The sequence below is a fragment of the Dryocola clanedunensis genome (assembly GCF_038405435.1).
In the GTDB taxonomy this organism is placed as follows: Bacteria; Pseudomonadota; Gammaproteobacteria; order Enterobacterales; family Enterobacteriaceae; genus Dryocola; species Dryocola clanedunensis_A.
Genome location: NZ_JBBYHZ010000005.1, coordinates 145,284 through 172,110, shown reverse-complemented (window position 1 = coordinate 172,110; position 26,827 = coordinate 145,284). Strand labels below are relative to the sequence as shown.

At 56.0% G+C, this 26,827-nt stretch carries 25 protein-coding genes, 1 tRNA gene and 1 other RNA gene; 15 read left to right on the top strand and 12 right to left on the bottom strand.

Features of this window, described 5'->3' with window-relative positions:
• Positions 1-85: 85 nt before the first annotated feature.
• Both tkt and tal read right to left on the bottom strand, forming a co-directional pair.
• A complete protein-coding gene (tkt, locus tag AAE045_RS13640) occupies positions 86-2,083 on the bottom strand; it encodes a transketolase (RefSeq protein ID WP_455548193.1) in 1,998 nt (665 codons plus the stop codon).
• A gap of 19 nt (positions 2,084-2,102) precedes the next feature.
• A complete protein-coding gene (tal, locus tag AAE045_RS13635; RefSeq protein WP_455548192.1) occupies positions 2,103-3,053 on the bottom strand; it encodes a transaldolase in 951 nt (316 codons plus the stop codon).
• A 258-nt stretch (positions 3,054-3,311) separates the two neighbouring features.
• Between tal and maeB the strand changes: the two genes are divergently transcribed.
• Positions 3,312-5,591 carry an NADP-dependent oxaloacetate-decarboxylating malate dehydrogenase gene (gene maeB / locus AAE045_RS13630; RefSeq protein ID WP_455548191.1) on the top strand — a complete coding sequence of 760 codons (2,280 nt, stop codon included), beginning with the start codon at positions 3,312-3,314 and terminating at the stop codon, positions 5,589-5,591.
• Between the two features lie 90 nt (positions 5,592-5,681).
• On the opposite strand, the gene hemF is transcribed toward maeB, so the two are convergent.
• Together hemF and amiA are read right to left on the bottom strand one after the other, a co-directional pair.
• Positions 5,682-6,587 (bottom strand): oxygen-dependent coproporphyrinogen oxidase, encoded by a 906-nt coding sequence (hemF, locus tag AAE045_RS13625; protein WP_455548298.1) that lies wholly within the window; start codon positions 6,585-6,587, stop codon positions 5,682-5,684.
• A 5-nt stretch (positions 6,588-6,592) separates the two neighbouring features.
• Positions 6,593-7,462 (bottom strand): N-acetylmuramoyl-L-alanine amidase AmiA, encoded by an 870-nt coding sequence (gene amiA / locus AAE045_RS13620; RefSeq protein ID WP_455548190.1) that lies wholly within the window; start codon positions 7,460-7,462, stop codon positions 6,593-6,595.
• Positions 7,463-7,676: 214 nt separating this feature from the next.
• On the opposite strand from amiA, the gene AAE045_RS13615 reads away from it, so the two are divergent.
• The 10 genes from AAE045_RS13615 to pdxK all read left to right on the top strand — a co-directional run bounded on the left by AAE045_RS13615 (position 7,677) and on the right by pdxK (position 16,055).
• Positions 7,677-8,102, top strand: a complete 426-nt coding sequence (locus AAE045_RS13615; protein ID WP_455425350.1) for a GNAT family N-acetyltransferase — start codon at positions 7,677-7,679, stop codon at positions 8,100-8,102.
• A complete protein-coding gene (locus AAE045_RS13610) occupies positions 8,102-8,548 on the top strand; it encodes a DUF2919 domain-containing protein (protein ID WP_455548189.1) in 447 nt (148 codons plus the stop codon). The genes AAE045_RS13615 and AAE045_RS13610 overlap by 1 nt, the downstream gene beginning before the upstream one ends.
• A 65-nt stretch (positions 8,549-8,613) precedes the next feature.
• Positions 8,614-9,189 (top strand): RpoE-regulated lipoprotein, encoded by a 576-nt coding sequence (locus AAE045_RS13605; protein WP_455548188.1) that lies wholly within the window; start codon positions 8,614-8,616, stop codon positions 9,187-9,189.
• Positions 9,190-9,292: 103 nt separating this feature from the next.
• Positions 9,293-10,192 carry a Dyp-type peroxidase gene (locus AAE045_RS13600; protein ID WP_455548187.1) on the top strand — a complete coding sequence of 300 codons (900 nt, stop codon included), beginning with the start codon at positions 9,293-9,295 and terminating at the stop codon, positions 10,190-10,192.
• Between the two features lie 189 nt (positions 10,193-10,381).
• Positions 10,382-11,398, top strand: coding sequence for a sulfate ABC transporter substrate-binding protein (locus tag AAE045_RS13595; protein ID WP_455548186.1), 1,017 nt, complete (start codon positions 10,382-10,384; stop codon positions 11,396-11,398).
• On the top strand, positions 11,398-12,231 hold the full coding sequence (gene cysT, locus AAE045_RS13590) for a sulfate/thiosulfate ABC transporter permease CysT (protein ID WP_455548185.1): 834 nt from the start codon (positions 11,398-11,400) through the stop codon (positions 12,229-12,231). Before AAE045_RS13595 ends, cysT begins: the two co-directional genes overlap by 1 nt.
• Positions 12,231-13,106, top strand: coding sequence for a sulfate/thiosulfate ABC transporter permease CysW (gene cysW, locus AAE045_RS13585; RefSeq protein ID WP_455548184.1), 876 nt, complete (start codon positions 12,231-12,233; stop codon positions 13,104-13,106). The genes cysT and cysW overlap by 1 nt, the downstream gene beginning before the upstream one ends.
• The gene (gene cysA, locus AAE045_RS13580; protein WP_455425343.1) at positions 13,096-14,181 is read left to right on the top strand and encodes a sulfate ABC transporter ATP-binding protein; all 1,086 of its coding nucleotides are present in this window, start codon (positions 13,096-13,098) and stop codon (positions 14,179-14,181) included. Before cysW ends, cysA begins: the two co-directional genes overlap by 11 nt.
• A 70-nt stretch (positions 14,182-14,251) precedes the next feature.
• The gene (gene cysM, locus AAE045_RS13575; protein WP_455548183.1) at positions 14,252-15,163 is read left to right on the top strand and encodes a cysteine synthase CysM; all 912 of its coding nucleotides are present in this window, start codon (positions 14,252-14,254) and stop codon (positions 15,161-15,163) included.
• 40 nt (positions 15,164-15,203) lie between these two features.
• Positions 15,204-16,055 carry a pyridoxine/pyridoxal/pyridoxamine kinase gene (gene pdxK, locus AAE045_RS13570; RefSeq protein ID WP_455548182.1) on the top strand — a complete coding sequence of 284 codons (852 nt, stop codon included), beginning with the start codon at positions 15,204-15,206 and terminating at the stop codon, positions 16,053-16,055.
• A 45-nt stretch (positions 16,056-16,100) separates the two neighbouring features.
• Here pdxK and crr read toward each other — a convergent pair whose 3' ends face one another.
• The 5 genes from crr to cysZ form a co-directional block, all read right to left on the bottom strand.
• Complete coding sequence (crr, locus tag AAE045_RS13565) at positions 16,101-16,610, bottom strand: PTS glucose transporter subunit IIA (RefSeq protein WP_202304035.1); 510 nt, start codon at positions 16,608-16,610, stop codon at positions 16,101-16,103.
• Between the two features lie 40 nt (positions 16,611-16,650).
• Complete coding sequence (gene ptsI / locus AAE045_RS13560; protein WP_455548181.1) at positions 16,651-18,378, bottom strand: phosphoenolpyruvate-protein phosphotransferase PtsI; 1,728 nt, start codon at positions 18,376-18,378, stop codon at positions 16,651-16,653.
• Between the two features lie 44 nt (positions 18,379-18,422).
• The gene (gene ptsH / locus AAE045_RS13555; protein ID WP_034459025.1) at positions 18,423-18,680 is read right to left on the bottom strand and encodes a phosphocarrier protein Hpr; all 258 of its coding nucleotides are present in this window, start codon (positions 18,678-18,680) and stop codon (positions 18,423-18,425) included.
• 388 nt (positions 18,681-19,068) lie between these two features.
• Positions 19,069-20,040: a cysteine synthase A gene (gene cysK, locus AAE045_RS13550; RefSeq protein WP_455548180.1), complete on the bottom strand. Its 972-nt coding sequence runs from the start codon at positions 20,038-20,040 to the stop codon at positions 19,069-19,071.
• A gap of 153 nt (positions 20,041-20,193) precedes the next feature.
• Positions 20,194-20,955 carry a sulfate transporter CysZ gene (cysZ, locus tag AAE045_RS13545; protein WP_455548179.1) on the bottom strand — a complete coding sequence of 254 codons (762 nt, stop codon included), beginning with the start codon at positions 20,953-20,955 and terminating at the stop codon, positions 20,194-20,196.
• A gap of 230 nt (positions 20,956-21,185) precedes the next feature.
• Between cysZ and zipA the strand changes: the two genes are divergently transcribed.
• The 3 genes from zipA to AAE045_RS13530 all read left to right on the top strand — a co-directional run bounded on the left by zipA (position 21,186) and on the right by AAE045_RS13530 (position 24,470).
• Complete coding sequence (gene zipA, locus AAE045_RS13540) at positions 21,186-22,169, top strand: cell division protein ZipA (RefSeq protein WP_455548178.1); 984 nt, start codon at positions 21,186-21,188, stop codon at positions 22,167-22,169.
• Positions 22,170-22,234: 65 nt separating this feature from the next.
• The gene (ligA, locus tag AAE045_RS13535) at positions 22,235-24,253 is read left to right on the top strand and encodes an NAD-dependent DNA ligase LigA (RefSeq protein WP_455548177.1); all 2,019 of its coding nucleotides are present in this window, start codon (positions 22,235-22,237) and stop codon (positions 24,251-24,253) included.
• Between the two features lies 1 nt (position 24,254).
• The gene (locus tag AAE045_RS13530; RefSeq protein ID WP_455425335.1) at positions 24,255-24,470 is read left to right on the top strand and encodes a DUF3820 family protein; all 216 of its coding nucleotides are present in this window, start codon (positions 24,255-24,257) and stop codon (positions 24,468-24,470) included.
• Here AAE045_RS13530 and AAE045_RS13525 read toward each other — a convergent pair.
• A complete protein-coding gene (locus AAE045_RS13525; RefSeq protein WP_455548176.1) occupies positions 24,467-25,462 on the bottom strand; it encodes a bile acid:sodium symporter family protein in 996 nt (331 codons plus the stop codon). The genes AAE045_RS13530 and AAE045_RS13525 overlap by 4 nt on opposite strands.
• A 90-nt stretch (positions 25,463-25,552) precedes the next feature.
• On the opposite strand from AAE045_RS13525, the gene AAE045_RS13520 reads away from it, so the two are divergent.
• Positions 25,553-26,500, top strand: coding sequence for a LysR family transcriptional regulator (locus tag AAE045_RS13520; protein WP_455548175.1), 948 nt, complete (start codon positions 25,553-25,555; stop codon positions 26,498-26,500).
• A gap of 101 nt (positions 26,501-26,601) precedes the next feature.
• Here the strand turns inward: AAE045_RS13520 and AAE045_RS13515 are convergent.
• Both AAE045_RS13515 and AAE045_RS13510 read right to left on the bottom strand, forming a co-directional pair.
• Positions 26,602-26,715, bottom strand: a non-coding RNA gene (locus AAE045_RS13515) — RtT sRNA.
• A 31-nt stretch (positions 26,716-26,746) separates the two neighbouring features.
• Positions 26,747-26,822 (bottom strand) — tRNA-Lys (locus AAE045_RS13510).
• Positions 26,823-26,827: the final 5 nt, after the last annotated feature.

Here is a 26,827-nt window from a genome sequence, read left to right as displayed (position 1 = left end):
ATGTCGGATGACGTTGTGCTTACCGACCTACGGTTTCAAGGTGTCCGTAGGGCGGATAAGCGTCAGCGTCATCCGCCGGGCCGTACTATTTCCCCAGCGCCTTTTTCGCCTTGCTCACCACGTTTTCAACGGTGAAGCCAAAGAACGGGAAGAGCTTGTCGGCCGGGGCTGACTCGCCGTAGCTGGTCATGCCGACAATCTGGCCTTTCAGGCCCACGTACTTGTACCAGTAATCCGCAATGCCCGCTTCTACCGCTACGCGCGCGCTGACGTCCGAAGGCAGAACGGACTCGCGATAGCTTTCATCCTGTGCATCAAATACGTCCGTAGAAGGCAGCGAGACCACGCGAACCTTGTGTCCCTCGGCAGAGAGCTTTTCTGCCGCCAGCATTGTGATTTCCACTTCGGATCCGGTTGCAATCAGGATGATATCTGGTTGTCCGCCGCCGTCCTTAAGGATGTAGCCGCCGCGAGCCACGGCTTTCAACTGCTCCGGGGTGCGCTCCATCTGCGCCAGGTTCTGACGAGAAAGAATCAGCGCCGTCGGGCCACTGTGCCGTTCAACCGCCGCTTTCCACGCCACCGCCGCTTCTACCTGGTCACACGGACGCCAGGTGCTGAAGTTTGGCGTCAGGCGCAGGCTGGCAAGCTGTTCAACCGCCTGGTGCGTCGGGCCATCTTCCCCCAGACCTATGGAGTCGTGGGTGTAGACCATGATCTGCCGGGCCTTCATCAGCGCCGCCATACGCGCGGCGTTACGGGCGTACTCCACAAACATCAGGAACGTTGCGGTATAAGGTACAAAGCCGCCGTGATGGGCGATACCGTTAGCAATCGCCGTCATGCCAAACTCGCGCACGCCGTAGTGGATGTAGTTGCCCGCGATATCCTCTTTGATGGATTTAGAGCCTGACCAGATGGTCAGGTTGCTTGGCGCAAGGTCCGCAGAGCCGCCGAGAAGCTCCGGCAGAATCGGTCCAATCACGTTAAGCGTATTTTGTGAGGCCTTACGGGTGGCGATTTTAGCCGGTTTGGCCTGCAGGTCTTCAATCAGTTTTTGGGTGGTCTCCTGCCAGCTGTCCGGCAGCTCGCCGTCCATGCGGCGTTTAAATTCGGCTGCCAGCTCGGGATGGGCTTTGGCATAGGCGGCGAATTTATCCTTCCAGGCCGCTTCCGCTTTTTCGCCTTCTTCTTTGGCATCCCAGGCGTGATAAATCTCTTTTGGGATCTCAAAGGCAGGGTATTTCCAGCCCAGCTGTTTACGCGCCAGCGCGACTTCTTCTTCCCCCAGCGCCGCGCCGTGCGCCTCTTCTTTGCCCGCTTTGTTCGGCGAGCCGAAGCCAATCACCGTGCGGCAGATAATCAGAGAAGGCTTGTCCTTAACGCTTTGCGCTTCCTGAACCGCTTTTTTAATCGCTTCCGGATCGTGGCCGTCGATTTCATGCACCACGTGCCAGTGGTAGGCCTCGAAGCGTTTGGCCGTATCGTCGGTGAACCAGCCTTCGGTTTCCCCGTCGATGGAGATGCCGTTATGGTCGTAGAAGCCGATGAGCTTGCCCAGCCCCAGCGTCCCCGCCAGCGAACAAACTTCGTGGGAAATGCCTTCCATCAGGCAGCCGTCGCCCATAAAGACGTAGGTGTGGTGATCGACCACTTCATGATCCGGGCGGTTGAACTGCGCGGCCAGGGTGCGTTCGGCAATGGCCAGGCCTACTGCGTTAGCCAGCCCCTGGCCCAGCGGGCCAGTGGTGGTTTCGACGCCCGGCGTATAGCCTTTTTCCGGGTGGCCCGGCGTTTTGGAGTGAAGCTGACGGAAGTTTTTTAACTCCTCCATCGGCAGATCGTAGCCGCTCAGATGAAGCAGGCTATAGAGCAGCATCGACGCGTGGCCGTTCGACAGAATGAAGCGGTCCCGATCCGCCCAGGCCGGGTTGGTCGGGTTATGTTTGAGAAAGTCGTTCCACAGCACTTCGGCGATATCCGCCATGCCCATCGGCGCGCCGGGGTGGCCCGAATTTGCTTTTTGTACCGCATCCATACTCAGGGCACGAATGGCGTTGGCAAGCTCTTTACGAGATGACATGTTTCACTCCCATGTGTTGTTAAAGTTTGGCGGCGAGTAAATCTTCCAGTTTGCGCTGGTCAATGGCGAACAGGCGGATCCCCTCGGCCAGCTTGTCGACCGCCATCGCATCCTGATTATGCTCCCAGCGGAATTCAGCTTCCGTTAGCGGCTCAGGACGGCGGAAGCCCTGCGAGGACGGCACCAGCTTGCGGATCACCGGCTCTTCGCTTTCCTGGAGCTGTTGTAAAAGGTTTGGAGCGATGGTCAGGCGGTCGCAGCCCGCCAGCGCCAGGATCTGCTCGGTACGGCGGAAGCTCGCGCCCATCACCACGGTGGTGTAGTTATGCTGCTTGAAGTAATCGTAGATATTGCGCACTGATTTGACGCCGGGGTCCTCTTCCACCACGTACGGGTCCATCGGTTTGCGCTCCTGATACCAGTCGTAGATACGGCCCACGAAAGGCGAGATCAGGAACACGCCAGCTTCAGCACAGGCGCGGGCCTGGGCTAAGGAGAACAGCAGCGTCAGGTTGCAGTCGATACCTTCTTTTTGCAGCTCTTCAGCCGCTTTGATGCCTTCCCAGGTGGAGGCAAGCTTGATGAGAATGCGCGACTTATCGATTCCCTGCTCCGCATAAAGCTCAACCAGACGGCGGGCTTTGGCGATGCTATTCTCTTTGTCGTAAGAGAGGCGGGCATCCACTTCGGTGGAGACGCGGCCCGGAATGCTTTTCAGAATTTCCGCACCAAAATTCACCGCCAGCTTATCGCTCGCCTCCATAACCTGCGCTTCACGGGTGCCGCCGCGCTTTTTGCCGTAGGCCAGCGCGTCGTCGATAAGCCCGTGAAAATGCTCAAGGCCTGCGGCTTTCAGTAACAGAGAGGGGTTGGTGGTGGCGTCCATCGGCTGATAGTGGCGGATAGATTCAATGTCTCCGCTGTCGGCAACCACGGTGGTGAACTGTTTAATGGCGTCTAACTGATTCATGCTTATCTCCTTGAAATGCAATGTCTTACTGGCGTGCTCCGTGTCACTCCAGACGGGAATTTATGAAATACATAACTAAAAAGCATAGCAGACGGGCATGGCGTTGCCGCCGATCCGGTAACATAGCCACTATAATTCCCTAACAATTTTGACCCCGGATGTTGATAGTATGGTCATGTTCAAAGTTTAGTGAGCGCGCAGGCGTGATACTACGTGACCTAAACGACCCCTGAGAATGAGCAGAAAAGGAACGACCTAATGGACGAACAGTTAAAGCAAAGTGCCCTCGATTTTCACGAATTCCCGATCCCCGGCAAAATTCAGGTTTCCCCGACTAAGCCGCTGGCAACCCAGCGTGATTTAGCGCTGGCCTATTCGCCGGGCGTTGCGGCACCTTGTCTTGAGATTGAAAAAGATCCTCTTGCAGCCTACAAATACACCGCGCGCGGCAATCTGGTCGGCGTGGTTTCCAACGGTACCGCCGTGCTGGGGCTGGGGAACATCGGCGCGCTGGCGGGCAAGCCGGTAATGGAAGGCAAGGGCGTGCTGTTCAAGAAATTTGCCGGTATCGACGTGTTCGATATCGAAGTGGACGAGATGGATCCGGACCGGCTCATCGACGTGATTGCGGCGCTGGAACCGACTTTCGGCGGCATCAACTTAGAAGATATCAAAGCCCCGGAATGTTTCTATATCGAGAAAAAACTGCGTGAACGCATGAACATCCCTGTGTTCCACGACGATCAGCACGGCACCGCCATCATCTGTACCGCCGCCGTGCTGAACGGCCTGCGCGTGGTTGAGAAGAATATTTCTGATGTGCGCCTGGTGGTGTCCGGCGCGGGCGCGTCGGCCATTGCCTGTATGAACCTGCTGGTGCAGCTGGGCGTGCAGAAGCACAATATCGTGGTCTGCGACTCGAAGGGCGTTATCTACAAGGGCCGTGAAGAGAACATGGCCGAAACCAAAGCGGCCTATGCCATCGACGATAACGGCAAACGCACGCTGGACGAGGTTATCGAAGGGGCGGATATCTTCCTCGGCTGCTCCGGCCCGAAAGCCATGAGCCAGGAGATGGTCAAGAAAATGGCCCGTGCGCCGCTGATCCTGGCGCTGGCGAACCCGGAGCCTGAAATCCTTCCGCCGCTGGCCAAAGAAGTGCGTCCGGATGCGATTATCTGCACCGGCCGTTCTGACTTCCCAAACCAGGTAAACAACGTGCTGTGCTTCCCGTTCATCTTCCGTGGGGCGCTGGACGTAGGCGCTACGGCAATCAACGAAGAGATGAAGCTGGCTGCGGTACATGCCATCGCCGAGCTTGCTCATGCAGAGCAGAGCGACGTGGTTGCTTCCGCCTACGGCGAAGAAGAGCTAACCTTTGGCCCGGAATACCTGATCCCGAAACCGTTCGACCCGCGTCTGATCGTGCAGATCGCCCCGGCCGTTGCGAAAGCGGCGATGGATACCGGCGTGGCAACCCGCCCGATTCAGGATTTCGAAGCTTATAAAGAGAAGCTCACCGAGTTCGTCTACAAAACTAACCTGTTTATGAAGCCGATCTTCTCCCAGGCGCGTAAAGATCCGAAGCGCGTTGTTCTGGCGGAAGGTGAAGAGGCGCGCGTGCTGCATGCAACTCAGGAGCTGATTACCCTGGGCCTGGCGAAGCCGATTCTTATCGGCCGTCCGTCCGTTATCGAAATGCGGCTGAAGAAGCTTGGCCTTCAGATGCGCGCCGGGAAAGACTTCGAGATCGTCAACAACGAATCCGATCCGCGCTTCAAAGAGTACTGGAACGAGTACTACAACATCATGAAGCGCCGCGGCATTACCCAGGAGCAGGCGCAGCGTGCGGTGATCAGCAACACCACCGTCATCGGGGCGATCATGGTGCACCGTGGTGAAGCGGACGCGATGATCTGCGGCACCATCGGTGAATACCACGAGCATTTCGAAGTGCTGGAAAAACTGTTTGGCTACCGCGAAGGCGTGAAGGCGGCTGGCGCCATGAACGCGCTGCTGCTGCCAAGCGGCAACACCTTCATTGCCGACACCTACGTCAACGACGATCCGACGCCGGAAGAGCTGACGGAAATCACGCTGCTGGCGGCGGAAACGGTGCGCCGCTTTGGTATCGAACCGAAAGTTGCGCTGCTGTCGCACTCTAACTACGGCTCTTCCAACTCGAAAGCGGCCTGCAAAATGCGCGCAACGCTTGAGATGGTCCGCGCCCGCGCGCCGGAGCTGGAAATTGACGGTGAGATGCACGGTGACGCCGCGCTGGTAGAAAGCATCCGCAACGACCGCATGCCGGACAGCCCGCTGAAAGGCTCCGCGAACATCCTGATCATGCCGAACGTGGAAGCGGCGCGCATCAGCTACAACCTGCTGCGCGTATCAAGTTCCGAAGGGGTGACCGTTGGGCCGGTACTGATGGGCGTTGCGAAACCGGTGCACGTGTTAACGCCGATCGCCTCCGTGCGTCGCATCGTTAACATGGTGGCGCTGGCGGTTGTTGAGGCGCAGACCGTTCCGCTTTAAGGGATTGTGGTGGATGGCGCTTGCGCTTATCCACCCTACCGGGCAAGGTTTCGCAGGTCGGATAAGCGACGCGTCATCCGACCAGCAAAGCTATACCCACTCTCTGACGGGTAGGAAATCACGATATAAGGCAGCCTCCGGGCTGCCTTCTTCCGGCTGGTAGTTGTACTCCCAGCGCACCAGCGGCGGCATCGACATTAAAATCGACTCCGTACGACCGCCGGTCTGCAAACCAAACAGCGTGCCGCGATCCCACACCAGATTAAACTCCACGTAGCGCCCGCGGCGGTAGAGCTGGAACTCTCTCTCTCGTTCGCCCCACGGCATCGCTTTACGGCGCTCGACGATGGGCAGATACGCGTCCAGATACCCGTTGCCCACCGCCTGCATAAAGCTGAAGCAGTGGTCAAAATCCGGGGTGTTCAGATCGTCAAAGAACAGGCCGCCTATGCCGCGCTGCTCGCTGCGGTGCCGGATGAAGAAATAGTCGTCGCACCACTTTTTGTAACGCGGGAAGACGTCCTCACCGAACGGCAGGCAGATATCACGGGCCGTCTTATGCCAGTGAACCGCATCTTCCTCGAAGCCGTAGAACGGCGTCAGGTCAAAGCCGCCGCCGAACCACCAGACGGGCTCGCAGCCTTCTTTTTCGGCAATGAAAAAGCGCACGTTGGCGTGGCTGGTCGGCACGTAAGGGTTCAGCGGGTGTACGACAAGCGAAACGCCCATCGCTTCAAAGCTGCGCCCGGCAAGCTCAGGACGATGCGCGGTGGCTGACGCTGGCATTGCCTCGCCATGGACATGGGAAAAGTTAACGCCCGCCTGCTCGAAGATATTGCCGCCCCGCAGCACCCGGCTGCGCCCGCCGCCGCCGCCTTCGCGCTGCCAGCTCTCTTCTTCAAACGCTGCGCCGTCGGCCGCGGCCAGCTGCTGGCAAATGGTGTCCTGCAGCTGCATCAGGAACTGTTTAACGGCGTGGATATCGGGCTTATTCATCATGATTAGCGCTTAGTGTGAGCTTTGTGATTATCGAACCAGTTGAAGTAACTGATGATCCCGGATGCGATGGCGTGAGCAATCTTCTGACGAAACGCCGTCGTACCCAGCAGCTTCTCTTCGCCCGGATTCGTAATAAACGACGTTTCTACCAGTACAGAAGGTATCGACGGGGATTTCAACACCACAAACGCCGCCTGCTCGGTATTACGGCTGTGCAGCTTATGCACCGGCTTGATTTGCTTAAGGATATGCGATCCCAGCGTCAGGCTGTTTTTGATGGTGTCGGTCTGCACCAGATCGAACAGCACCTGCTGTAGATAGTGGTCTTTGTTTTTAACCCGGCTGCCCGCCACGTCATCGGCGGCGTTTTCCTTATCGGAAAGATACTTCGCCATGGCGCTACTCGCCCCGCGATTGGAGAGGGCAAACACCGAGGCACCGGCTGCGGACGGGCTGGTAAAGCCGTCCGCATGAATTGACATAAACAGATCGGCACCGTGCTTGTGGGCAATCTCAACGCGATCGTACAGCGGAATGAACTCGTCGCTGCTGCGGGTGAGCTTTGCGTCAATGCCGTTGTTTCTCAGAATGCTGCGCACGTTTTTGGCGATGGCCAGCACCACGTGCTTTTCTTTCGAACCGTTATGGCCGATGGCGCCGGTATCAATGCCGCCATGGCCCGGATCTAACATTACTACGCGGCGAGCGCCTGATTTCTTTGCAGGTTTGCTGTGATTAGTCGTTGTTTTAAGGGTTTTGCTTTCCTGGCTTGCCAGCGCCCTGGTTGCGCCGGTTAGGGTTAGCGCCGCCAGACCAGTGAGCAGCACCTGACGACGTGTAGCGAGTTGCGTTAGTGATTTAATTTTACTCATGCGGCTAATTATTTATCTTATGAATGTTCGACTGGCATTTATAGCGTATTGCCAGGGTGTTAACGACCGGCGTTTGATCGAAATGTATATCATTTCGTTTCAATCCATTAATTTGCCCTAAGTATGCCATTTTTTAGCTGCTTTTGCGGCAGATATTGGCTTAATGGCCGGTTGCCGCCATAATCAGGGTTTTGGGCTAACAGCGGCTAATACCATGGAAATACGCGTTTTTCGGCAGGAAGATTTCGAAGAGGTCATCACCCTTTGGGAGCGCTGCGATCTCCTGCGCCCGTGGAACGATCCCGAAATGGATATCGAACGTAAGCTACAGCACGATGCGGATCTGTTTCTGGTGGCGGAGGTGGGCGGCGAAATCGTCGGCTCGCTGATGGGCGGCTATGACGGGCACCGCGGCTCGGCTTACTATCTGGGCGTGCACCCTGAATTCCGGGGACGCGGTATCGCGAATGCTTTATTAAGCCGCCTGGAGAAAAAACTTATCGCCCGTGGCTGCCCGAAAATTCACATTATGGTGCGCGAAGAAAACGATCTGGTGATCGGCATGTACGAGAAGCTCGAATACGAGCAGCAGGACGTGGTGATGCTGGGCAAACGGCTGATAGAAGATCAAGAATATTAATGCCTTTAGCCTATCCACCTTCTGACTACGACGTGCACGGCCACCTTAAAGCCCCCGTTCTGTTCTGGTTGATTCTGCTGTTTCAGGCGCGTACCTGGTTTTTGCTGGTGCTGGCGGGGGCTTCCCGCCAGCAGGGCGATGCGCTGCTCGGCCTGTTCTACCCGGACAGGGATAACTTCTGGCTGGGTCTGCTGCCCGGCGTGCCTGCCGCGCTGGCCTTTGTGATTAGCGGGCGGCGCCATTTGTGGCCACGGCTATGGAAGGTCTGGCGCTGGGTGCTGGTCGTCGCGCAGATCGCGGTACTTGCCTGGCAACTTGTGCTGCTTGGGCAGGGGGAAGAGCTGACCGGCCTGAGCCTCGCTTTACTCACCGGCGACGTCTACGCCCTGTGGTGGCTGTTGACCAGCCGTCGCCTGAAAGATTACTTTGCGTTACGAAGTGAATAACCGGGCACTTTTAAGAAAGTTTGTACTCCAATGCCCGTAATCACGCCAAAACAAAGGATGAACTGATGAAAACATTGCGCCTGATGCTGTTAGGAGTTCCGCTGCTGCTGAGCGGCTGTTCGACAATTTCTAATATGCACTGGTCAAGCCTCTCGCCCATGAGCTGGTTTGGTTCCTCGCTGGAAGTCAGCGAGCAGGGTGTGGGCGGGCTTAACGCCAGCACGCCAATGAACGAAGAAGCCGTCAGTGAAGGACTTAATGATAATTACCGTCTGCGCAGCGGCATGAAAACCGATAACGGCACCGTAGTACGCTACTTCGAAGCGCTGGACGATAAAACCCTGATGGTTGTCGTCAACGGCGAAAACGGCACGGTGAGCCGCGTTGACGTTATGGATAAAGACGTTAAGGCTGAAAGCGGCGTTGAGATTGGCACGCCGTTCAGCGATCTCTACAGCAAAGCGTTTGGCGCCTGTACTAAAGCTACCGGCGACGATGCCGACAGCGTGGAGTGTAAAGCACCGAACAGCCAGCACATCAGCTATCTGTTCAGCGGCGAATGGCACGGTCCGCAGGATCTGATGCCCGCTGACGATCTGTTAAAAAAATGGACCGTCAGCAAAATTATCTGGCGTAAATAAATCCGCCCTGGGCTTGCGCCTTCTCAAGAAGGCGCTGCCTGAATCGGGTATCATTGGACGATAAGCGTCGCGCAAAGCGGCGCGTGTTTTTTCAGGAGGAATCATGTCTCGGGCTCAAACCGGCATTCTGCCGGAACACTGTCGTGCCGCCGTCTGGCTGGAAGCGACTATTCAGGGCGACTTTGACGCTGTTCGTCAGGGCTGCAAAACCTTTACCCAATCGCTGAATGCCTTTCAGGAAAAGTTTCCGGATGCGAAGCTGGGCGCGGTCGTCGCCTTTGGCTACGATCTGTGGCGCGATCTGAGCGGCGGGGAAGGCGCGGCAGAGCTGAAGAACTTCACGCCGATGGGCAAAGGTCTGGCACCGGCAACCCAGCATGACGTGATGATCCACATCCTGTCCCTGCGTCACGACGTCAATTTCTCCGTAGCCCAGGCGGCGCTTGCGGCCTTCGGCGACGCGCTGAAAATCGAAGAAGAAGTGCACGGATTCCGCTGGGTAGAAGAGCGCGATCTGAGCGGCTTTATCGACGGCACTGAAAACCCGCAGGGCGAAGATTCGCGCCGTGAAGTGGCGGTGATCAACGAAGGCGTGGATGCCGGTGGCAGCTATGTCTTCGTGCAGCGCTGGGAGCATAACCTCAAGCAGCTTAACCGCATCAGCGTGGGCGAACAGGAAATGCTGATCGGGCGCACGAAAGATGCCAACGAAGAGATTGACGGCGACGAGCGTCCGGCGACTTCTCACCTGAGCCGCGTCGATCTCAAAGAGAACGGCAAAGGGCTGAAGATTGTGCGTCAGAGCCTGCCGTACGGCACCGCCAGCGGCACTCACGGCCTGTATTTCATCGCCTACTGTGCCCGCCTGCACAACATTGAACAGCAGCTGCTGAGCATGTTTGGCGAGACGGACGGTAAGCGCGACGGCATGCTGCGCTTCACCAAGCCGGTGACCGGCGGCTACTACTTCGCCCCTTCGCTGGATAAGCTGTTAAGCCTGTAGAACTGAATGGTGGATGGCGCTGGCGCTTATCCACCCTGCAAACACGGCGTAGCGCCCGCTGCGCCGTTCTTTTGTCTTATATCCCTTTCTTATTGCAAATCACCAAACGGTATATAAAACCGTTACAGCTTTGCCGCTCGTTATAAATAAACTGGTCGCCTACAGATGACACATTTATAAGGGTGCACAATGGCGATCGGCTCAGTTAAAAAGGTTTGGAGTGCGCTGGTAGTTTCGGCGCTGCTGGCGGGATCTGCCCACGCCACGGAGCTGCTCAACAGCTCTTATGATGTGTCTCGCGAGCTTTTTGCCGCCCTCAATCCGGCGTTCCAGCAGAAGTGGGCGCAGGAGAACAACGGCGACAAGCTGACGATAAAACAATCTCATGCCGGGTCATCAAAACAGGCGCTGGCGATATTACAGGGCTTAAAAGCTGACGTTGTAACTTATAACCAGGTGACTGACGTTCAGATCCTGCACGACAAAGGCAACCTGATCCCGGCGGACTGGCAGAGCCGTCTGCCAAACAACAGCTCGCCGTTCTACTCCACCATGGCTTTCCTGGTGCGTAAGGGCAACCCGAAAAACATCCACGACTGGAACGATCTGGTGCGCCCGGATGTAAAGCTGATTTTCCCGAATCCGAAAACTTCCGGTAACGCTCGTTACACCTACCTGGCCGCGTGGGGGGCTTTTAACAAAGCCGACGGCGGCGACAAAGCCAAAACTGAAAAGTTGATGACGCAGTTCCTGAAAAACGTCGAAGTGTTCGATACGGGTGGCCGCGGGGCGACGACGACATTTGTGGAACGTAATCTGGGTGATGTGCTCATCACGTTCGAATCTGAAGTGAACAACATCCGTAAGCAGTACGAAAAAGAAGGCTACGAGGTTGTCGTGCCGAAGGTCAACATCCTGGCGGAGTTCCCGGTAGCCTGGGTTGATAAAAACGTGAAGGCCAACGGTACGGAAAAAGCGGCCAAAGATTACCTGAACTTCCTGTACAGCCCGCAGGCACAGACCATCATCACCGACTATTACTACCGCGTGAACAGCCCGGAAGTGATGGACAAGCTGAAAGACAAATTCCCGCAGACCGAGCTGTTCCGCGTTGAAGATGAGTTCGGCGGCTGGCCAGAAGCGATGAAAACCCATTTTGCCAGCGGCGCGGAGTTCGACAAGCTGGTCGCGGCGGGGCATAAGTAATGTTTGCTGTTTCGACTAAGCGCGTGCTGCCGGGCTTTACCTTAAGCCTCGGCACCAGCCTGCTGTTTGTTTGTCTGATTCTGCTTTTGCCGCTGAGCGCGCTGGTTATGCAGCTGTCCGAAATGACGCTTGCTCAGTACTGGGAGGTGATTTCCAACCCGCAGGTGGTGGCCGCTTATAAAGTCACGCTGCTCTCTGCGGGCGTTGCCTCTGTCTTCAACGGCCTGTTCGGCATGCTCATGGCGTGGATTTTAACGCGCTATCAGTTCCCCGGCCGCAGCCTGCTGGACGCGCTGATGGATTTGCCGTTTGCGCTGCCAACCGCTGTTGCAGGCCTGACGCTTGCCGGTCTGTTTTCCGTCAACGGCTGGTACGGCGAGTGGCTGGCGCAGTTCGGCATTAAGGTGACCTACACCTGGCTGGGCATTGCGGTGGCGATGGCGTTCACCAGCATCCCGTTCGTGGTGCGTACCATTCAGCCCGTGCTGGAAGAGCTGGGCCCGGAATATGAAGAGGCGGCGGAGACGCTGGGTGCAACGCGCTGGCAGAGCTTTCGTCGCGTAATTTTGCCCGAGCTGTCCCCGGCGCTGATGGCCGGCGTGGCGCTTTCTTTTACCCGCAGCCTCGGCGAGTTTGGCGCGGTTATCTTTATCGCCGGGAACATCGCCTGGAAAACGGAAGTGACCTCGCTGATGATTTTCGTGCGCCTCCAGGAATTCGACTACCCGGCGGCAAGCGCCATCGCCTCGGTCATTCTGGCCGCGTCGCTGCTGCTGCTGTTTACCATTAACACGTTGCAAAGTCGCTTTGGTCGGCGCGTGGTAGGTCACTGATGACGGACGTAACCGAATTGAAAAGCTATCGCCGCTCCGGGTTTAACTGGGGCAAATGGGCGCTGATTAGCATCGGCATGCTGATTTCGTTTCTGCTGCTGGTGGTGCCGGTGGCGTCGATTTTCGCTCAGGCCTTCTCGAAAGGGCTGATGCCCGCGCTGCAAAACATTGCTGACCCGGACATGCTGCACGCCATCTGGCTGACGGTGATGATCGCCCTGATTACCGTGCCGGTTAACCTGGTGTTCGGCATCCTGCTGGCCTGGCTGGTGACGCGCTTTAACTTTCCTGGCCGCCAGCTGCTGCTGACGCTGCTGGATATCCCGTTCGCGGTGTCGCCGGTGGTTGCCGGTCTGGTTTACCTGCTGTTTTACGGATCTAACGGCCCGCTGGCTGGCTTTATGGATGAGCATAACATTCAGATCATGTTCGCCTGGCCGGGCATGGTGCTGGTAACGATCTTTGTCACCTGTCCGTTCGTGGTACGCGAGCTTGTCCCGGTTATGCTAAGCCAGGGCAGCCAGGAAGATGAAGCGGCTATTTTGCTCGGTGCTTCGGGCTGGCAGATGTTTAAGCGCGTGACGCTACCAAACATTCGCTGGGCGCTGCTGTACGGCGTTGTGCTGACCAACGCTCGTGCGATTGGTGAGTTTGGCGCGGTGTCCGTGGTATCTGGCTCTATACGCGGCGAGACCTTCTCGCTGCCGCTACAGATTGAATTACTCCAGCAGGATTACAACACCGTCGGCTCGTTTACCGCCGCCGCGCTGTTGACCCTGATGGCGATAGTTACCTTGTTCTTAAAGAGTGCGCTGCAGTGGCGCCTGAATAATCAGGAAAAACGTCTGCAGCAGGAGGCAAATCATGAGCATTGATATTACCAATATTAAGAAATCTTTTGGTCGCACCCAGGTGCTGAACGATATCTCTCTTGATATCCCTTCTGGTCAGATGGTTGCGCTGCTGGGACCGTCCGGCTCCGGGAAAACCACGCTGCTGCGAATTATCGCCGGGCTTGAGCATCAGAACAGCGGGCGCATCAGCTTCCACGGCACGGACGTGAGCCGCATCCATGCCCGTGACCGTAAAGTTGGCTTTGTGTTCCAGCACTATGCGCTGTTCCGCCATATGAGCGTGTTCGACAATATCGCCTTTGGCCTGACCGTGCTGCCGCGACGCGAACGTCCGTCGTCTGCGGAAATTAAACAAAAAGTGACCCGTCTGCTGGAGATGGTACAGCTGTCCCATCTGGCGGACCGCTATCCGGCACAGCTTTCCGGCGGGCAGAAGCAGCGCGTGGCGCTGGCCCGAGCGCTGGCCGTAGAACCACAAATCCTGCTGCTGGATGAGCCGTTCGGCGCGCTGGATGCCCAGGTTCGTAAAGAGCTGCGCCGCTGGCTGCGTCAGCTGCATGAAGAGCTAAAGTTCACCAGCGTTTTCGTCACCCACGACCAGGAAGAAGCGATGGAAGTCGCCGACAGGGTAGTAGTGATGAGCCAGGGGAATATCGAGCAGGTAGATACCCCGGAAGCCGTATGGCGCGAACCAGCGACCCGCTTCGTGCTGGAATTCCTCGGCGAAGTTAACCGCATGAAAGGCACTATTCGCGGCAGCCAGTTCCACGTTGGCGCACACCGCTGGCCGCTGGGCTTTACGCCAGCGCACCAGGGGCCGGTCGATTTATTCCTGCGCCCATGGGAAGTCGACGTCAGCCGCCGTACGAATCTGGATTCGCCGCTGCCCGTCCAGGTGCTGGAAATCAGCCCTCGCGGTCACTACATGCAGCTGGTTGTACAGCCGTTGGGCTGGTACGACGAACCGCTTACCGTAGTCCTGCGTGAGAATCACGTCCCCGTGCGCGGCGAGCGCCTGTTCGTCGGCCTGCAACACGCCCGCCTCTACGACGGCAACAACCGTATTCAGGGTGTAGACCTCGCGCAGTCTGCCTGATAAGTTTACGGCACTACACGAATCGCAATAGCGGCCCATGTGGCCGCTTTTTTTATCTTCTGGACAGCAAGTGACAACCTTAGAAAGCACAATCGGCAATACGCCGCTGGTGAAACTCCAGCGTACTGGGCTGACAAACGGCAGCGAAATTTGGGTCAAGCTTGAAGGCAATAACCCGGCGGGATCGGTGAAAGACCGTGCCGCGCTGTCGATGATCGTCGAAGCTGAGAAGCGCGGTGAGATCAAGCCTGGCGACACGCTAATCGAGGCAACCAGCGGTAACACCGGTATTGCCCTCGCGATGATTGCCGCCCTTAAGGGTTACCGCATGAAGCTGCTGATGCCCGACAATATGAGCATGGAACGCAAGGCTGCCATGCAGGCGTACGGGGCCGAGCTGCTACTGGTGACTAAAGAGCAGGGAATGGAAGGTGCCCGTGAGCTGGCGCGCCTGATGGGTGAACGCGGAGAGGGCAAAGTGCTCGATCAGTTCAACAACCCCGATAACCCCTACGCCCACTACGCGACTACCGGCCCTGAAATCTGGCAGCAAACCCAGGGGCGCATTACCCATTTTGTTTCCAGCATGGGCACCACCGGCACCATCACCGGGGTCAGCCGTTTTATGCGCGAGCTGGAAAAGAAAGTCACAATTGTTGGCCTGCAGCCGGAAGAGGGGAGTAGTATTCCAGGCATTCGCCGCTGGCCCGAGGAGTGGCTGCCGAAGATCTTCGACCCGAAGCTGGTCGATGAAGTCATCGATATGTCCCAGCCAGAGGCGGAACAGACGATGCGTAGGCTGGCCGTTAGCGAGGGTATCTTCTGCGGCGTAAGTTCAGGCGGTGCGGTTGCCGGGGCGCTTCGGGTGGCGCAGGCTAACCCGGGAAGCGTGGTGGTGGCGATTATTTGTGACCGCGGCGACCGTTATTTATCAACCGGCGTGTTTGGCGAAGAGAGCTATTCCCAGGGCGCAGGTATCTGAACCCGCAGCGCTGTGGTTCAGGCAAGACTGGAGGCAGTAGATGGATCAGGAAAATGATATACAGTCGATCCTCTTTCATGACGGAAAAAGGGCGCAGCAGGCTGATATCGTGGCGGTACAATCCCAGGTGGTGTACGGCAGCGTAGGAAACAGCATTGCCGTTCCGGCTATCAAACAGCACGGCTGGCGCGTGATGGCGGTGCCTACGGTGTTGTTCAGCAACACCCCTCATTACGACACCTGGTATGGCGGTACTATTCCAGAGGAGTGGTTCAGCGGGTATCTGCGGGCGCTGGAAGAGCGTAGCGCGCTGCGTGAACTCAAAGCGGTGACCACGGGCTATATGGGCACACCGGGCCAGATAATGCTTCTCGCGCAGTGGCTGCGTGAAATACGCGTGATTCATCCTGATGTCTGTATTCTTGTCGATCCCGTCATCGGCGACATCGACAGCGGCGTCTATGTGAAGGCTGGCATTCCCGAAGCCTATCGCGCTGAGCTTCTGCCGCTGGCAAACGTGATCACCCCAAATCTGTTCGAGCTGCGAACGCTAACGGATATGCCCTGTGGCACGCTGAGCGAAGCGGTCGAAGCAGCCAAAAGCCTGCTTTCCGATACGCTAAAATGGGTGGTCATTACCAGTGCGCCGGGTGAAGACCCTCGCACTATTTCAGTGGTTACGGTCAGCGCTGAATCGGTCGAGATTACCGACCACGCACGCGTGGTGACCGACCTGAAAGGAACCGGAGATTTATTCTGTGCAGAGTTGGTGAGCCGCATTCTGGAAGGGCAGGCGGTGGCTAATGCTGCCGGGGATGCCGCCAGACGCGTGCTTGAGGTGATGTCCTGGACTCAGGAACACCATTACGACGAACTGGTTCTTCCCGAGTAACAAAAAAGGCACCCATCGGGTGCCTTTTTCATTTAAGCAGTCAACTTACTTCTTGATGCGGATCACCGGGGTTTCACCCACGGTCACGCTACCAGTCAGTTTGATCAGCTCTTTGATTTCGTCCATGTTGGAGATAACAACCGGCGTCAGGGTAGACTTGGCCTTCTCTTCCAGCAGTGGCAGATCAAATTCGATAACCACGTCGCCTTTCTTAACACGCTGGCCTTCTTCGGCGATGCGCTTGAAACCTTCGCCTTTCAGTTCAACGGTATCAATACCGAAGTGAACGAAAAGCTCAATGCCGCTATCGGATTCGATAGAGAAGGCATGGTTGGTTTCAAAGATTTTGCCGATGGTGCCATCAACCGGAGCAACCATTTTGTTGCCGGTCGGTTTAATTGCGATGCCATCGCCTACAATCTTCTCTGCAAACACCACATCTGGCACATCTTCAATATTAACGATTTCGCCAGACAGCGGGGCAACAATCTCGATGGTTCCGGTGTCTTTCTTATCATCAGAAACCAGAGATTTCAGTTTATCAAACAAACCCATGATCTTCTCCTAAGCAGTAAATTGGGCCGCATCCGGTGGATTAGCAGATTGTTTTTTCTTCAATGAACTTGTTAACCAGCGTCATTAACTCGTCCGTTGTCGGTTGAGCAAGAGCCTGCTCTGCTAACACCTTCGCATCTTCGAAGTTCGTGTTACGGATAATCTTCTTAATGCGCGGGATTGAGATGGCGCTCATACTGAATTCGTCCAGACCCATCCCCAGCAACAGAAGTGTAGCACGTTCGTCGCCTGCAAGCTCACCACACATTCCGGTCCATTTACCTTCAGCATGAGAAGCATCAATAACTTGCTTAATCAGAGTCAGTACGGACGGTGACATTGGCTGATACAGATGCGAGATCATATCATTACCACGGTCAACGGCCAGGGTGTACTGAGTTAAATCATTGGTACCGATACTAAAGAAGTCGACTTCTTTGGCGAGGTGGCGAGCGATAGTCGCTGCTGCCGGGGTCTCAACCATGACGCCGATTTCGATAGTCTCGTCGAACGCTTTGCCTTCTTCACGCAGCTGCGCCTTCATGATTTCGATCTCTGCTTTCAGTGCACGCACTTCTTCAACGGAGATGATCATTGGGAACATGATACGTAATTTACCGAAAGCGGAAGCACGCAGGATAGCGCGAACCTGAGCGTGCAGGATCTCTTTGCGATCCATGGCGATACGTACTGCACGCCAGCCCAGGAACGGGTTCTCTTCTTTCGGGAAGTTCATGTACGGCAGCTCTTTATCGCCGCCGATGTCCATGGTACGTACGATAACCGCTTGCGAGCCACAGGCTTCAGCAACGGCTTTGTACGCGGCAAACTGCTCTTCTTCAGTAGGCAGAGAGTCGCGGTCCATGAACAGGAATTCGGTACGGTACAGACCAACACCTTCAGCGCCGTTGCGCTCTGCACCGTCGATGTCACGAACGGTACCGATGTTGGCGCAAACTTCTACCTGATGGCCGTCGAGCGTGATAGCCGGCAGATCTTTCAGTTTTGCCAGTTCAGCTTTCTCGGAGGCAACCTGCTGCTGTACGGCACGCAGGGACTCGATCTCTTCGTTAGTCGGGTTAACGTAAACTTTGTTGTTAACCGCGTCGAGGATCAGATAGTCGTCGTTTTTCACTTCATTAGTGACGCTACCGGTGCCCACAATCGCAGGCAGTTCCAGGGAACGCGCCATGATAGAAGTGTGGGAGGTACGGCCACCGATGTCGGTGATGAAACCCAGCACCTTTTGCAGGTTAAGCTGTGCGGTTTCAGACGGCGTCAAATCTTTAGCCACCAGGATAACTTCGTCCTGAATAGCGCTCAGATCGACAATAGCCAGACCCAGGATGTTCTGGAGCAGACGCTTACCGATATCACGTACGTCGGCCGCACGCTCTTTCAGGTATTCATCATCCAGCTCTTCGAGAGCGGTAGCCTGACCTTCAATGATTTCGTGAGCCGCTGCGTCCGCAGTGACTAACTTATCTTTGATCAGGGCTATGATTTCCTGCTCAAGCTCTTCATCCTCCAGCAACATAATGTGGCCTTCGAAGATCGCTTCCTTTTCTTCACCGAAGGTCTCGCCAGCTTTAATTTTGATCGCTTCTAACTGCGCAGAGGCTTTCGCTCGTCCGCTCAGAAAACGTTCAACTTCCTGCTCAACTTTGTCGGCAGAAATTTTCTTCCGGTCGATGACAATTTCATCTTCCTTCAGCAAAAGTGCCTTGCCGAAAGCGATACCCGGGGATGCTAAAATGCCTGAAATCATAACCCTACCTTACTTGTGACTGATTTTTACGAAGAACCCAGAACTTACTCGAGTTCAGCCATCAGTTTTACTAAATGCTCAACCGCTTTCTGATCATCTTCGCCTTCAGCAGAGATGGTCACAACAGTACCCTGAGTCAGGCCCAGCGTTTGCAGTTTAAACAGGCTCTTAGCACTTGCGCTTTTGCCGTTGGAGGTCACAGTGATCTCAGAAGTGAAGCCTTTAGCTTCTTTAACAAACTGAGCAGCAGGGCGGGTGTGCAGACCGTTAGGAGCGGTAATGGTAACTTCTTGCTGGAACATTGTATTTCCCCAACTTATAGGTTTAGTGTTGTGGAACTAAAGTCTAGCCTGGTGGCTTCACTTTAGCCTGTATAGTTAGCGTCGGCGTTAACTCTATGCGACACAGGATGCATCAAGAATCACGAAAAGTGCTATGGCTTGTTGCCAGGCCGCTCGCGTCTCGCTCGTCCTTAACCATTATGCAGTGAAAAACGGGCTTAAACCAAATCGTAAAATCGATTCAGCAACGCTATATTCCACAGCGATTAATTTCGCGCATCAAAATAATTTGCTGGTTAAATACCAGTTCTGACAGGGTGAAGCAATCCTGAGGAGGGTAAAACTTTGACGAATGCCACAAAAAAGCACCCTTTTGGGTGCTTTTTTCGTCAGTTTTAACAAGCTGGCATCACTGTTGCAGTTCTTTTTCAGTGAAAAGATCCGCAAACAACGCCGTACTGAGATACCGTTCCCCGGAAGAAGGTAGGATAACCACAATATTTTTATTGGTAAAGGCTTCATCTTCCTGAAGTTTTAACGCAGCGGCCACGGCCGCCCCGGAAGAGATCCCGGCAAGAATGCCTTCTTCTTCCATCAGTCGGCGAGCGGTGGAGATAGCCTCTTCGTTGGAGATGGCGATAACCTTGTCAATCAGCTTCAGATCCAGGTTTCCTGGAATGAAACCGGCGCCGATGCCCTGGATTTTATGTGGGCCAGGCTTCAGCTCTTCACCCGCCAGCGCCTGAGCGATAACCGGGGAGTCCGTTGGTTCAACGGCAACGCTGATAAGCCCCGTTTTGCCTTTGGTATTTTTGATGTAACGGCTTACGCCGGTCAGCGTGCCGCCTGTCCCGACGCCCGCGATAAATACGTCAACTTCGCCATCCGTATCTTCCCAGATTTCCGGGCCTGTGGTTTTCTCGTGAATTTCCGGGTTTGCCGGGTTGCTGAACTGCTGAAGCAGCAGATACTTATTCGGGTCGCTTGCCACAATCTCTTCGGCTTTCTGGATTGCCCCTTTCATGCCTTTAGCGCCTTCGGTCAGCACCAGGTTTGCACCTAGAGCTTTCAGCAGCTTGCGGCGCTCGACGCTCATGGTTTCAGGCATGGTCAGCGTCAGCTTATAGCCACGTGCGGCGGCAACGTAGGCCAGCGCAATACCCGTATTGCCGCTGGTCGGCTCAACCAGCTCAATACCCGGCTTGAGCACGCCACGTTTTTCGGCATCCCAAATCATATTGGCACCGATACGGCACTTGACGCTGAAGCTTGGGTTGCGCGACTCGACCTTCGCCAGGATGCGTCCATTACCGATGCGGTTCAGTCGAACCAGCGGCGTATGACCGATTGTCAGAGAGTTGTCTTCATAGATCTTGCTCATAGCCCGTCCTTAACTGTATGAAATTTGGGAAACCTCACCAGCATACCTGCTCCGGCGTTATGGGGAAGTAAAGAAATCGTATATCTATATGTAGAAGGGAAATAAGGGATTGCAAGAAGGAATAAGGAGCGACATATGCCGCTCCTGAATACGTTACTTCCACATGGCGTGTTTTGAACGGTAGCAGTCAACCCACATTGCGGTAGCGCCACACACGGCTACCGGCATAATCACCAGATTCAGGAAGGGGATAAGGGTGAACAGGCTGACCAGCGAGCCAAACTGCATATTGGTCACCTTTTTGTTACGCAGGGCTACGCGCATGTCGCGAAACGGCACCTTATGGTTATCGAAAGGATAATCACAGTACTGAATCGCCAGCATCCATGCGCTGAACAGGAACCACAGCACGGGCGCGACAGTCTGCCCAATACCCGGAATAAAATAGAGAATCAGCAGCACTACCGCGCGCGGAAGATACCAGGCCAGCTTCTGCCATTCTCTCTTCATAATGCGCGGCACGTCTTTCATTACGCCAAAGACTCCGGTATCGGGAGGCGTTGCGCCGGTTAAGCGTGCTTCAAGCTGCTCTGCCAGCAGGCCGTTAAACGGCGCGGCTATCCAGTTGGCAAGGGTAGAGAAGAAGTAGCCAAAGACCAGCAGCAGCGAAACGACCGCCAGCGGCCAGATAAGATAGCTCAGCCACTGTAGCCAGTCCGGCACATAAGAAAGCATTGCCGGGATCCACTCATCAAGGCGGGTGAACAGCCACCAGAACGCGCCGCCCATCAACAGGATATTTACCAGCAGCGGTAAAACCACATAGCGCTTGATGCCGGGTTCACGAACCAGCTTCCAGCCCTGGGAAAAATAGTGAACGCCGCTTTTTGGGGCGGTTGCTGAAGTTGAAACCATAGACTTAGTAGACTCCTTTACGTCGGTTCAGTGACAGGCACGCCCATCATAACCGAGCCGCCTGGCAAAAACGTATTAAGAAATGGTCGAAAAATCAGCAAAAAACCATTAATAGGCCATCTTTATGCTGAGAAAACCGTGCACGTACTTGCACTTAAGCGGATGGGCAAATACTCTTAGTGAGTAAATGTTTGCCGCGTTGGCAAGGTGTTAGAACAACAGAGAATATAATGATGCAGGATTTGCGTCTGATATTAATCATTGTTGGCGCGATCGCCATAATCGCCTTACTGGTTCATGGCCTTTGGACCAGCCGTAAGGAGCGTTCTTCCGTTTTCCGCGATCGCCCGTTGAAGCGTATGAAGTCTAAACGTGACGATTACGAAGCAGAAGATGACGCCGACGATGAAGAAGATGAAGGAGTAGGCGAAGTGCGTGTGCGTAGGGTTGCCCCTGCGCAGGAGCCTGTGTCTCGCGAGCCGGAAATGCCTCGTCAGCCACAAGCGCCACAGCACCAGTATGAGCCACCTTACGCTTCGGCTGAACCTCGCCGTGCGGCGCCAGTGCAGCAGCAGCCACAGCATCAGCCTGTGCCTGAGATGCCGCGCCAGCAGCCAGTCGTGCAGCCTGCGGTTGTACAGCCGGTGGAGCCTGTTCAACAGCCAGCGCCGATTCATCAGCCTGAACCCCAGCAGCCGGTAAACGTGCAGCCGGTTCAGCAGCCTGAGCCACAGCCAGCGCCGGTTGTCCATCAACCTGCGCCAGAGCCAGCGGCACCAGTTCGTCAGGCGCCGAAAGAGACCGTTATCGTTATGAACGTCTCTGCCCACGCTGGCAGCACCATTAACGGTGATGTGCTGCTCAACAGCATTCAGCAGGCGGGCTTTATCTTTGGCGAAATGAACATTTTCCATCGCCATCTCAGCCCTGACGGCAGCGGTCCCGTGCTCTTCAGCCTTGCGAATATGGTGAAGCCTGGCTCATTCGATCCGGAAAACATGGCCAGCTTCGCAACGCCGGGCGTGACAATCTTTATGCAGGTGCCTTCCTACGGCGACCCGCATCAAAACTTTAAGCTGATGCTGCAGTCCGCGCAGCATATTGCAGATGAAGTGGGTGGCGTGGTGCTTGACGACCAGCGCCGCATGATGACGCCGCAAAAAATGCGCGAGTATCAGGACAGAATCCGCGAGGTCGTTGAGGCTAACGCCTGATGCTCTGCCGGACAGTTTCCCCCAAACCCCCGCCTGTCGGGGGTTTTTTCTATTGATGGTGCGATATGGACTCTCTCGAACAACAACTCACTGAACTGCGAACCACGCTTCGCCATCATGAATTCCTCTATCACGTGCAGGACAGCCCTGAAATTCCTGACGCGGAGTATGACCGCCTGATGGGCGAGCTGCGGGCGCTTGAAGCGGCGCATCCAGAGTTAATTACCCCGGACTCACCAACCCAGCGTGTGGGTGCCGCGCCGCTTAGCGTGTTTACGCAGGTGCGCCACGAAGTACCGATGTTATCCCTTGATAACGTCTTTGATGAAGCGAGCTATCTGGCGTTTAACAAGCGTGTACAGGACAGGCTGAAAAGCACCGATGCCCTGACGTTCTGCTGCGAACTGAAGCTGGATGGCCTGGCGGTCAGCTTATTGTATGAAGAGGGGGTTCTGGTCCGCGCCGCAACCCGCGGGGACGGCACCACGGGTGAAAATATTACCGCCAACGTGCGAACTATCCGCTCCATTCCCCTGAAGCTGCACGGGGAGAATATTCCGCGTCGTGTTGAAGTCCGTGGTGAGGTTTTCCTCCCGCAGGCAGGCTTTGAAAAGATCAACGAAGATGCTCGCCGTACAGGTGGGAAGATCTTTGCCAACCCGCGCAACGCTGCTGCTGGATCGTTACGCCAGCTGGATCCGCGCATCACCGCGAAACGTCCTCTTACGTTCTTCTGCTACGGCGTCGGCCTGCTGGAAGGGGGCGAGCTGCCCGCCAGCCATATGGCGCGGCTGCAGCAGTTCAAAGCGTGGGGACTGCCGGTGAGCGACCGTATCCGCCTGTGCAGCACGCCGGAAGAAGTGCTTGCATTTTACCATCAGGTAGAGGCGGATCGTCCCAAGCTTGGCTTCGATATTGACGGCGTGGTGATCAAAGTCGATTCGCTTGCCCTGCAGGAGACGTTAGGATTTGTCGCTCGTGCGCCTCGTTGGGCCGTAGCCTTCAAATTCCCGGCTCAGGAACAGATGACTTTTGTACGCGACGTGGAGTTCCAGGTTGGGCGTACAGGAGCAATCACCCCCGTAGCTCGTCTTGAACCTGTACAGGTTGCTGGCGTGCTCGTCAGTAACGCGACCTTACACAATGCGGATGAAATCGACCGGCTAGGCCTACGCATCGGCGATCGCGTAGTGATCCGCCGTGCAGGCGATGTCATCCCGCAGGTCGTTGGCGTGGTGGAGTCAGAGCGCCCGGAAAACACCAGGGAGATTATTTTCCCGACGCACTGCCCGGTGTGCGGCTCAGACGTAGAGCGCGTGGAAGGCGAGGTGGTAACGCGCTGTACCGGTGGCCTGATTTGCGGCGCGCAGCGCAAAGAATCCCTTAAGCACTTCGTTTCCCGCCGCGCGCTGGACGTTGACGGTATGGGCGACAAAATCATCGACCAGCTGGTAGAAAAAGAGTACGTCCACACGCCAGCCGATCTGTTCGAACTGACGGCGGGCAAGCTCACCGGGCTGGACCGTATGGGACCGAAGTCCGCGCAAAACGTGGTGGATGCGCTGGCGAAGGCTAAAGAAACTACCTTTGCCCGCTTCCTCTATGCCCTGGGCATCCGTGAAGTGGGTGAAGCGACAGCCGCTGGTCTTGCTGCTTATTTCGGCACTCTTGAGGCGCTGGCTGCGGCCTCCATCGAAGAGCTGCAGAAGGTGCCGGACGTGGGCATCGTTGTCGCTACGCACGTCTTTAACTTCTTTGCCGAAGAGAGCAACCGGGACGTTATCCGCCAGTTGACCGAAGTTGCTGGCGTCCACTGGCCTGCGCCCGTTGTCATCAAAGCTGAAGAGATCGACAGCCCGTTTGCGGGCAAAACCGTTGTGCTGACCGGATCGCTGAGCATCATGTCCCGTGACGATGCCAAAGCTCGTCTGATTGCGCTTGGGGCGAAGGTGGCAGGCAGCGTGTCGAAGAAGACGGATCTGGTGATTGCCGGTGAAGCAGCGGGTTCTAAACTGGTTAAAGCTCAGGAGCTGGGCATTGATGTCATCGACGAAGCGGAAATGATCCGCCTGCTGGGTGAGTAAGATGGATAAAGAGCAGCTTATCGAGATAGCCAATACGGAAATGCCCTTCGGCAAATACAAAGGGCGGGTGCTGATTGACGTGCCGGAGGAGTACTTCCTGTGGTTTGCCCGCAAGGATGAGTTTCCTCACGGGCATCTTGGCGAGCTGATGAAGCTGACGCTGCTCATCAAAACGGAAGGGCTGGAGGGGCTGGTGAAGCCCCTGAAAAGAACTTAGCTTTTAGCGGTGGTCGTATTCCCGGCCGCCGCTTTTGCCGTCTGGCTCTGGTAGCGACGGGCCATAACCGCACAGATCATCAGCTGTATCTGGTGGAAAATCATCAGCGGCAGCACCATCATCCCCACGGTAGCAACCGGGAAGAGAATGTTGGCCATTGGAATGCCGTTGGCGAGGCTCTTCTTCGACCCGCAGAAAACAATCGTAATCTCATCGGCCTTATTAAAGCCAAGACGCCGCGCCATAAACGTATTTACCGCAATCACAATCCCCAGCAGCACCAGGCTCACGACGACGATAAACAGCAGCGAACCCGCCCCAACCTTATGCCAGATGCCGTGGGTTACCGCCTCGCTGAATGCCGAATAGACCACCAGCAGAATGGACGTCTGGTCAGTTTTGCCAATCCATTTCTTGTTGCGTGCAACCCAGGCACCGATCCACGGGCGGGAGAGGTGGCCGAGGATAAACGGCACCAGCAGCTGCAGCATGATGCTGCCAACCTGTTGCAGGCTGCCGCTCGCCCCATGCACGTGCATCACCATGCCCACCAGCAGCGGTGAAAGAAAAATGCCGAGCAGGCTGGATGCGGAAGCCGAACAGACCGCAGCGGCGACGTTCCCCCCCGCAATGGAGGTGAATGCAATCGCGGACTGGACCGTGGCGGGAAGAATACACAGATACAGAAAGCCGGTATAAATTTCCGGGCTGACGTTGACGGGAGCCCACCAGGCGAACAGCACGCCGAGCACCGGGAACAGCACGAAGGTGCTGCACATCACCCACAGGTGAAGCCGCCAGTGGCTGCTGCCGGAAATAATAGCCTCGCGGGAAAGCTTGGCGCCGTGCATAAAGAACAGCAGGGCGATGGCGGCGGTGGTCAGCCCCTCAAAGAAGCCAACAAAACTTCCCTGTGCCGGAAAAAAGGAGGCCAGCAGTACGGTAGCGATCAGAATCAGTGTAAACGGGTCGAGCACGCGAAAGAGTTTCATCGTTGTTCCTCAAACTGGAGTCCGGCTATTGTGCTTTTGCCGCTTTAAGAAATAAAATTGATTTATTAAATGAATTGATGAATTAAATATATGAATTATTCGCTGCGTCAGTTAAAAATTTTTGTAGCAGTCGCCCAGGCGGGAAGTTTTAGCCGCGCCGGGGAGCGCATCGGCCTCAGCCAGTCTGCGGTAAGCCACAGCGTAAAGGAGCTGGAGAACGAGATTGGGGTCAGGCTGCTTGACCGTACCACCCGCGAAGTCGTGCTGACCGACGCCGGGCAGCAGCTGGCAGGGCGGCTGGAACGCCTGCTCGAAGAGCTTAACTCGACGCTGCTCGATGCGCGAAGCGTTGGGCATCTGCTAAGCGGCACGGTGCGGGTGGCGGCCAGCCAGACAATTTCTGCGCATCTGATCCCCCAGTGCATTGCGGCGGCGACAGAAGAGCATCCTTCCATACGCTTTGTGCTGCACGACAGGCCGCAGCAGTGGGTATTGCAAAGCATCCGTCAGGGAGAGGTGGATTTTGGCATCGTGATTGACCCGATTCAGGCCAGCGATCTGGACTGCGAAGCCGTGCTGTCCGAGCCTTTTTTACTGCTCTGCCGGACGGATCACCCTTTAGCCGCCGAACGTTGCGTGCCCTGGCAGGCTTTGCAGAAGACGGATCTCGTGCTGCAGGATTATGCCTCCGGCAGCCGTCCGCTGATTGACGACGCGCTGCAAAGAATGGGCATCAAAGCGAACATCGTGCAGCAGATTGGCCACCCGGCAACGCTGTTCCCGATGGTGGAGGCGGGCATTGGTTTAAGCGTGCTGCCAGCGCTGGCGTTGCCTTTACCCGAAGGGAGTTTGTTAACGGTCAGGCGGCTGACGCCGGTTGTTGACCGCCAGCTGATGCTGGTAAGACGGAAAAACCGCTCGCTTTCAAGCGCGGCGGAGGCAATCTGGCAGGTGATTCATCAGCAGGCGCAGCGGTTAACGGAGGCCCGCAGGGGAGATGCGTTGTTTAGCGACCCGGAAGAGGACAGCCAGGATTGATGCAGGGGAGATGAATTGTTGGGTGGATAAGCGATAGCGTCATCCACCGACAACAGAAATCGCGCATAGCAAAAAGGCGCCTTTAGGGCGCCTTTCTACATTGGTGGGGCGTGCAGGATGACTTCGCCCTTCGGGTCGTTGCTGAAGCAACGCTGTGTCGCTGCGCTCCACTCGAACCTGCAGCAGGTTCAAATCCTACACGAATCGCGCATAGCAAAAAGGCGCCTTTAGGGCGCCTTTCTACATTGGTGGGGCGTGCAGGATTCGAACCTGCGACCAATTGATTAAAAGTCAACTGCTCTACCAACTGAGCTAACGCCCCGAATG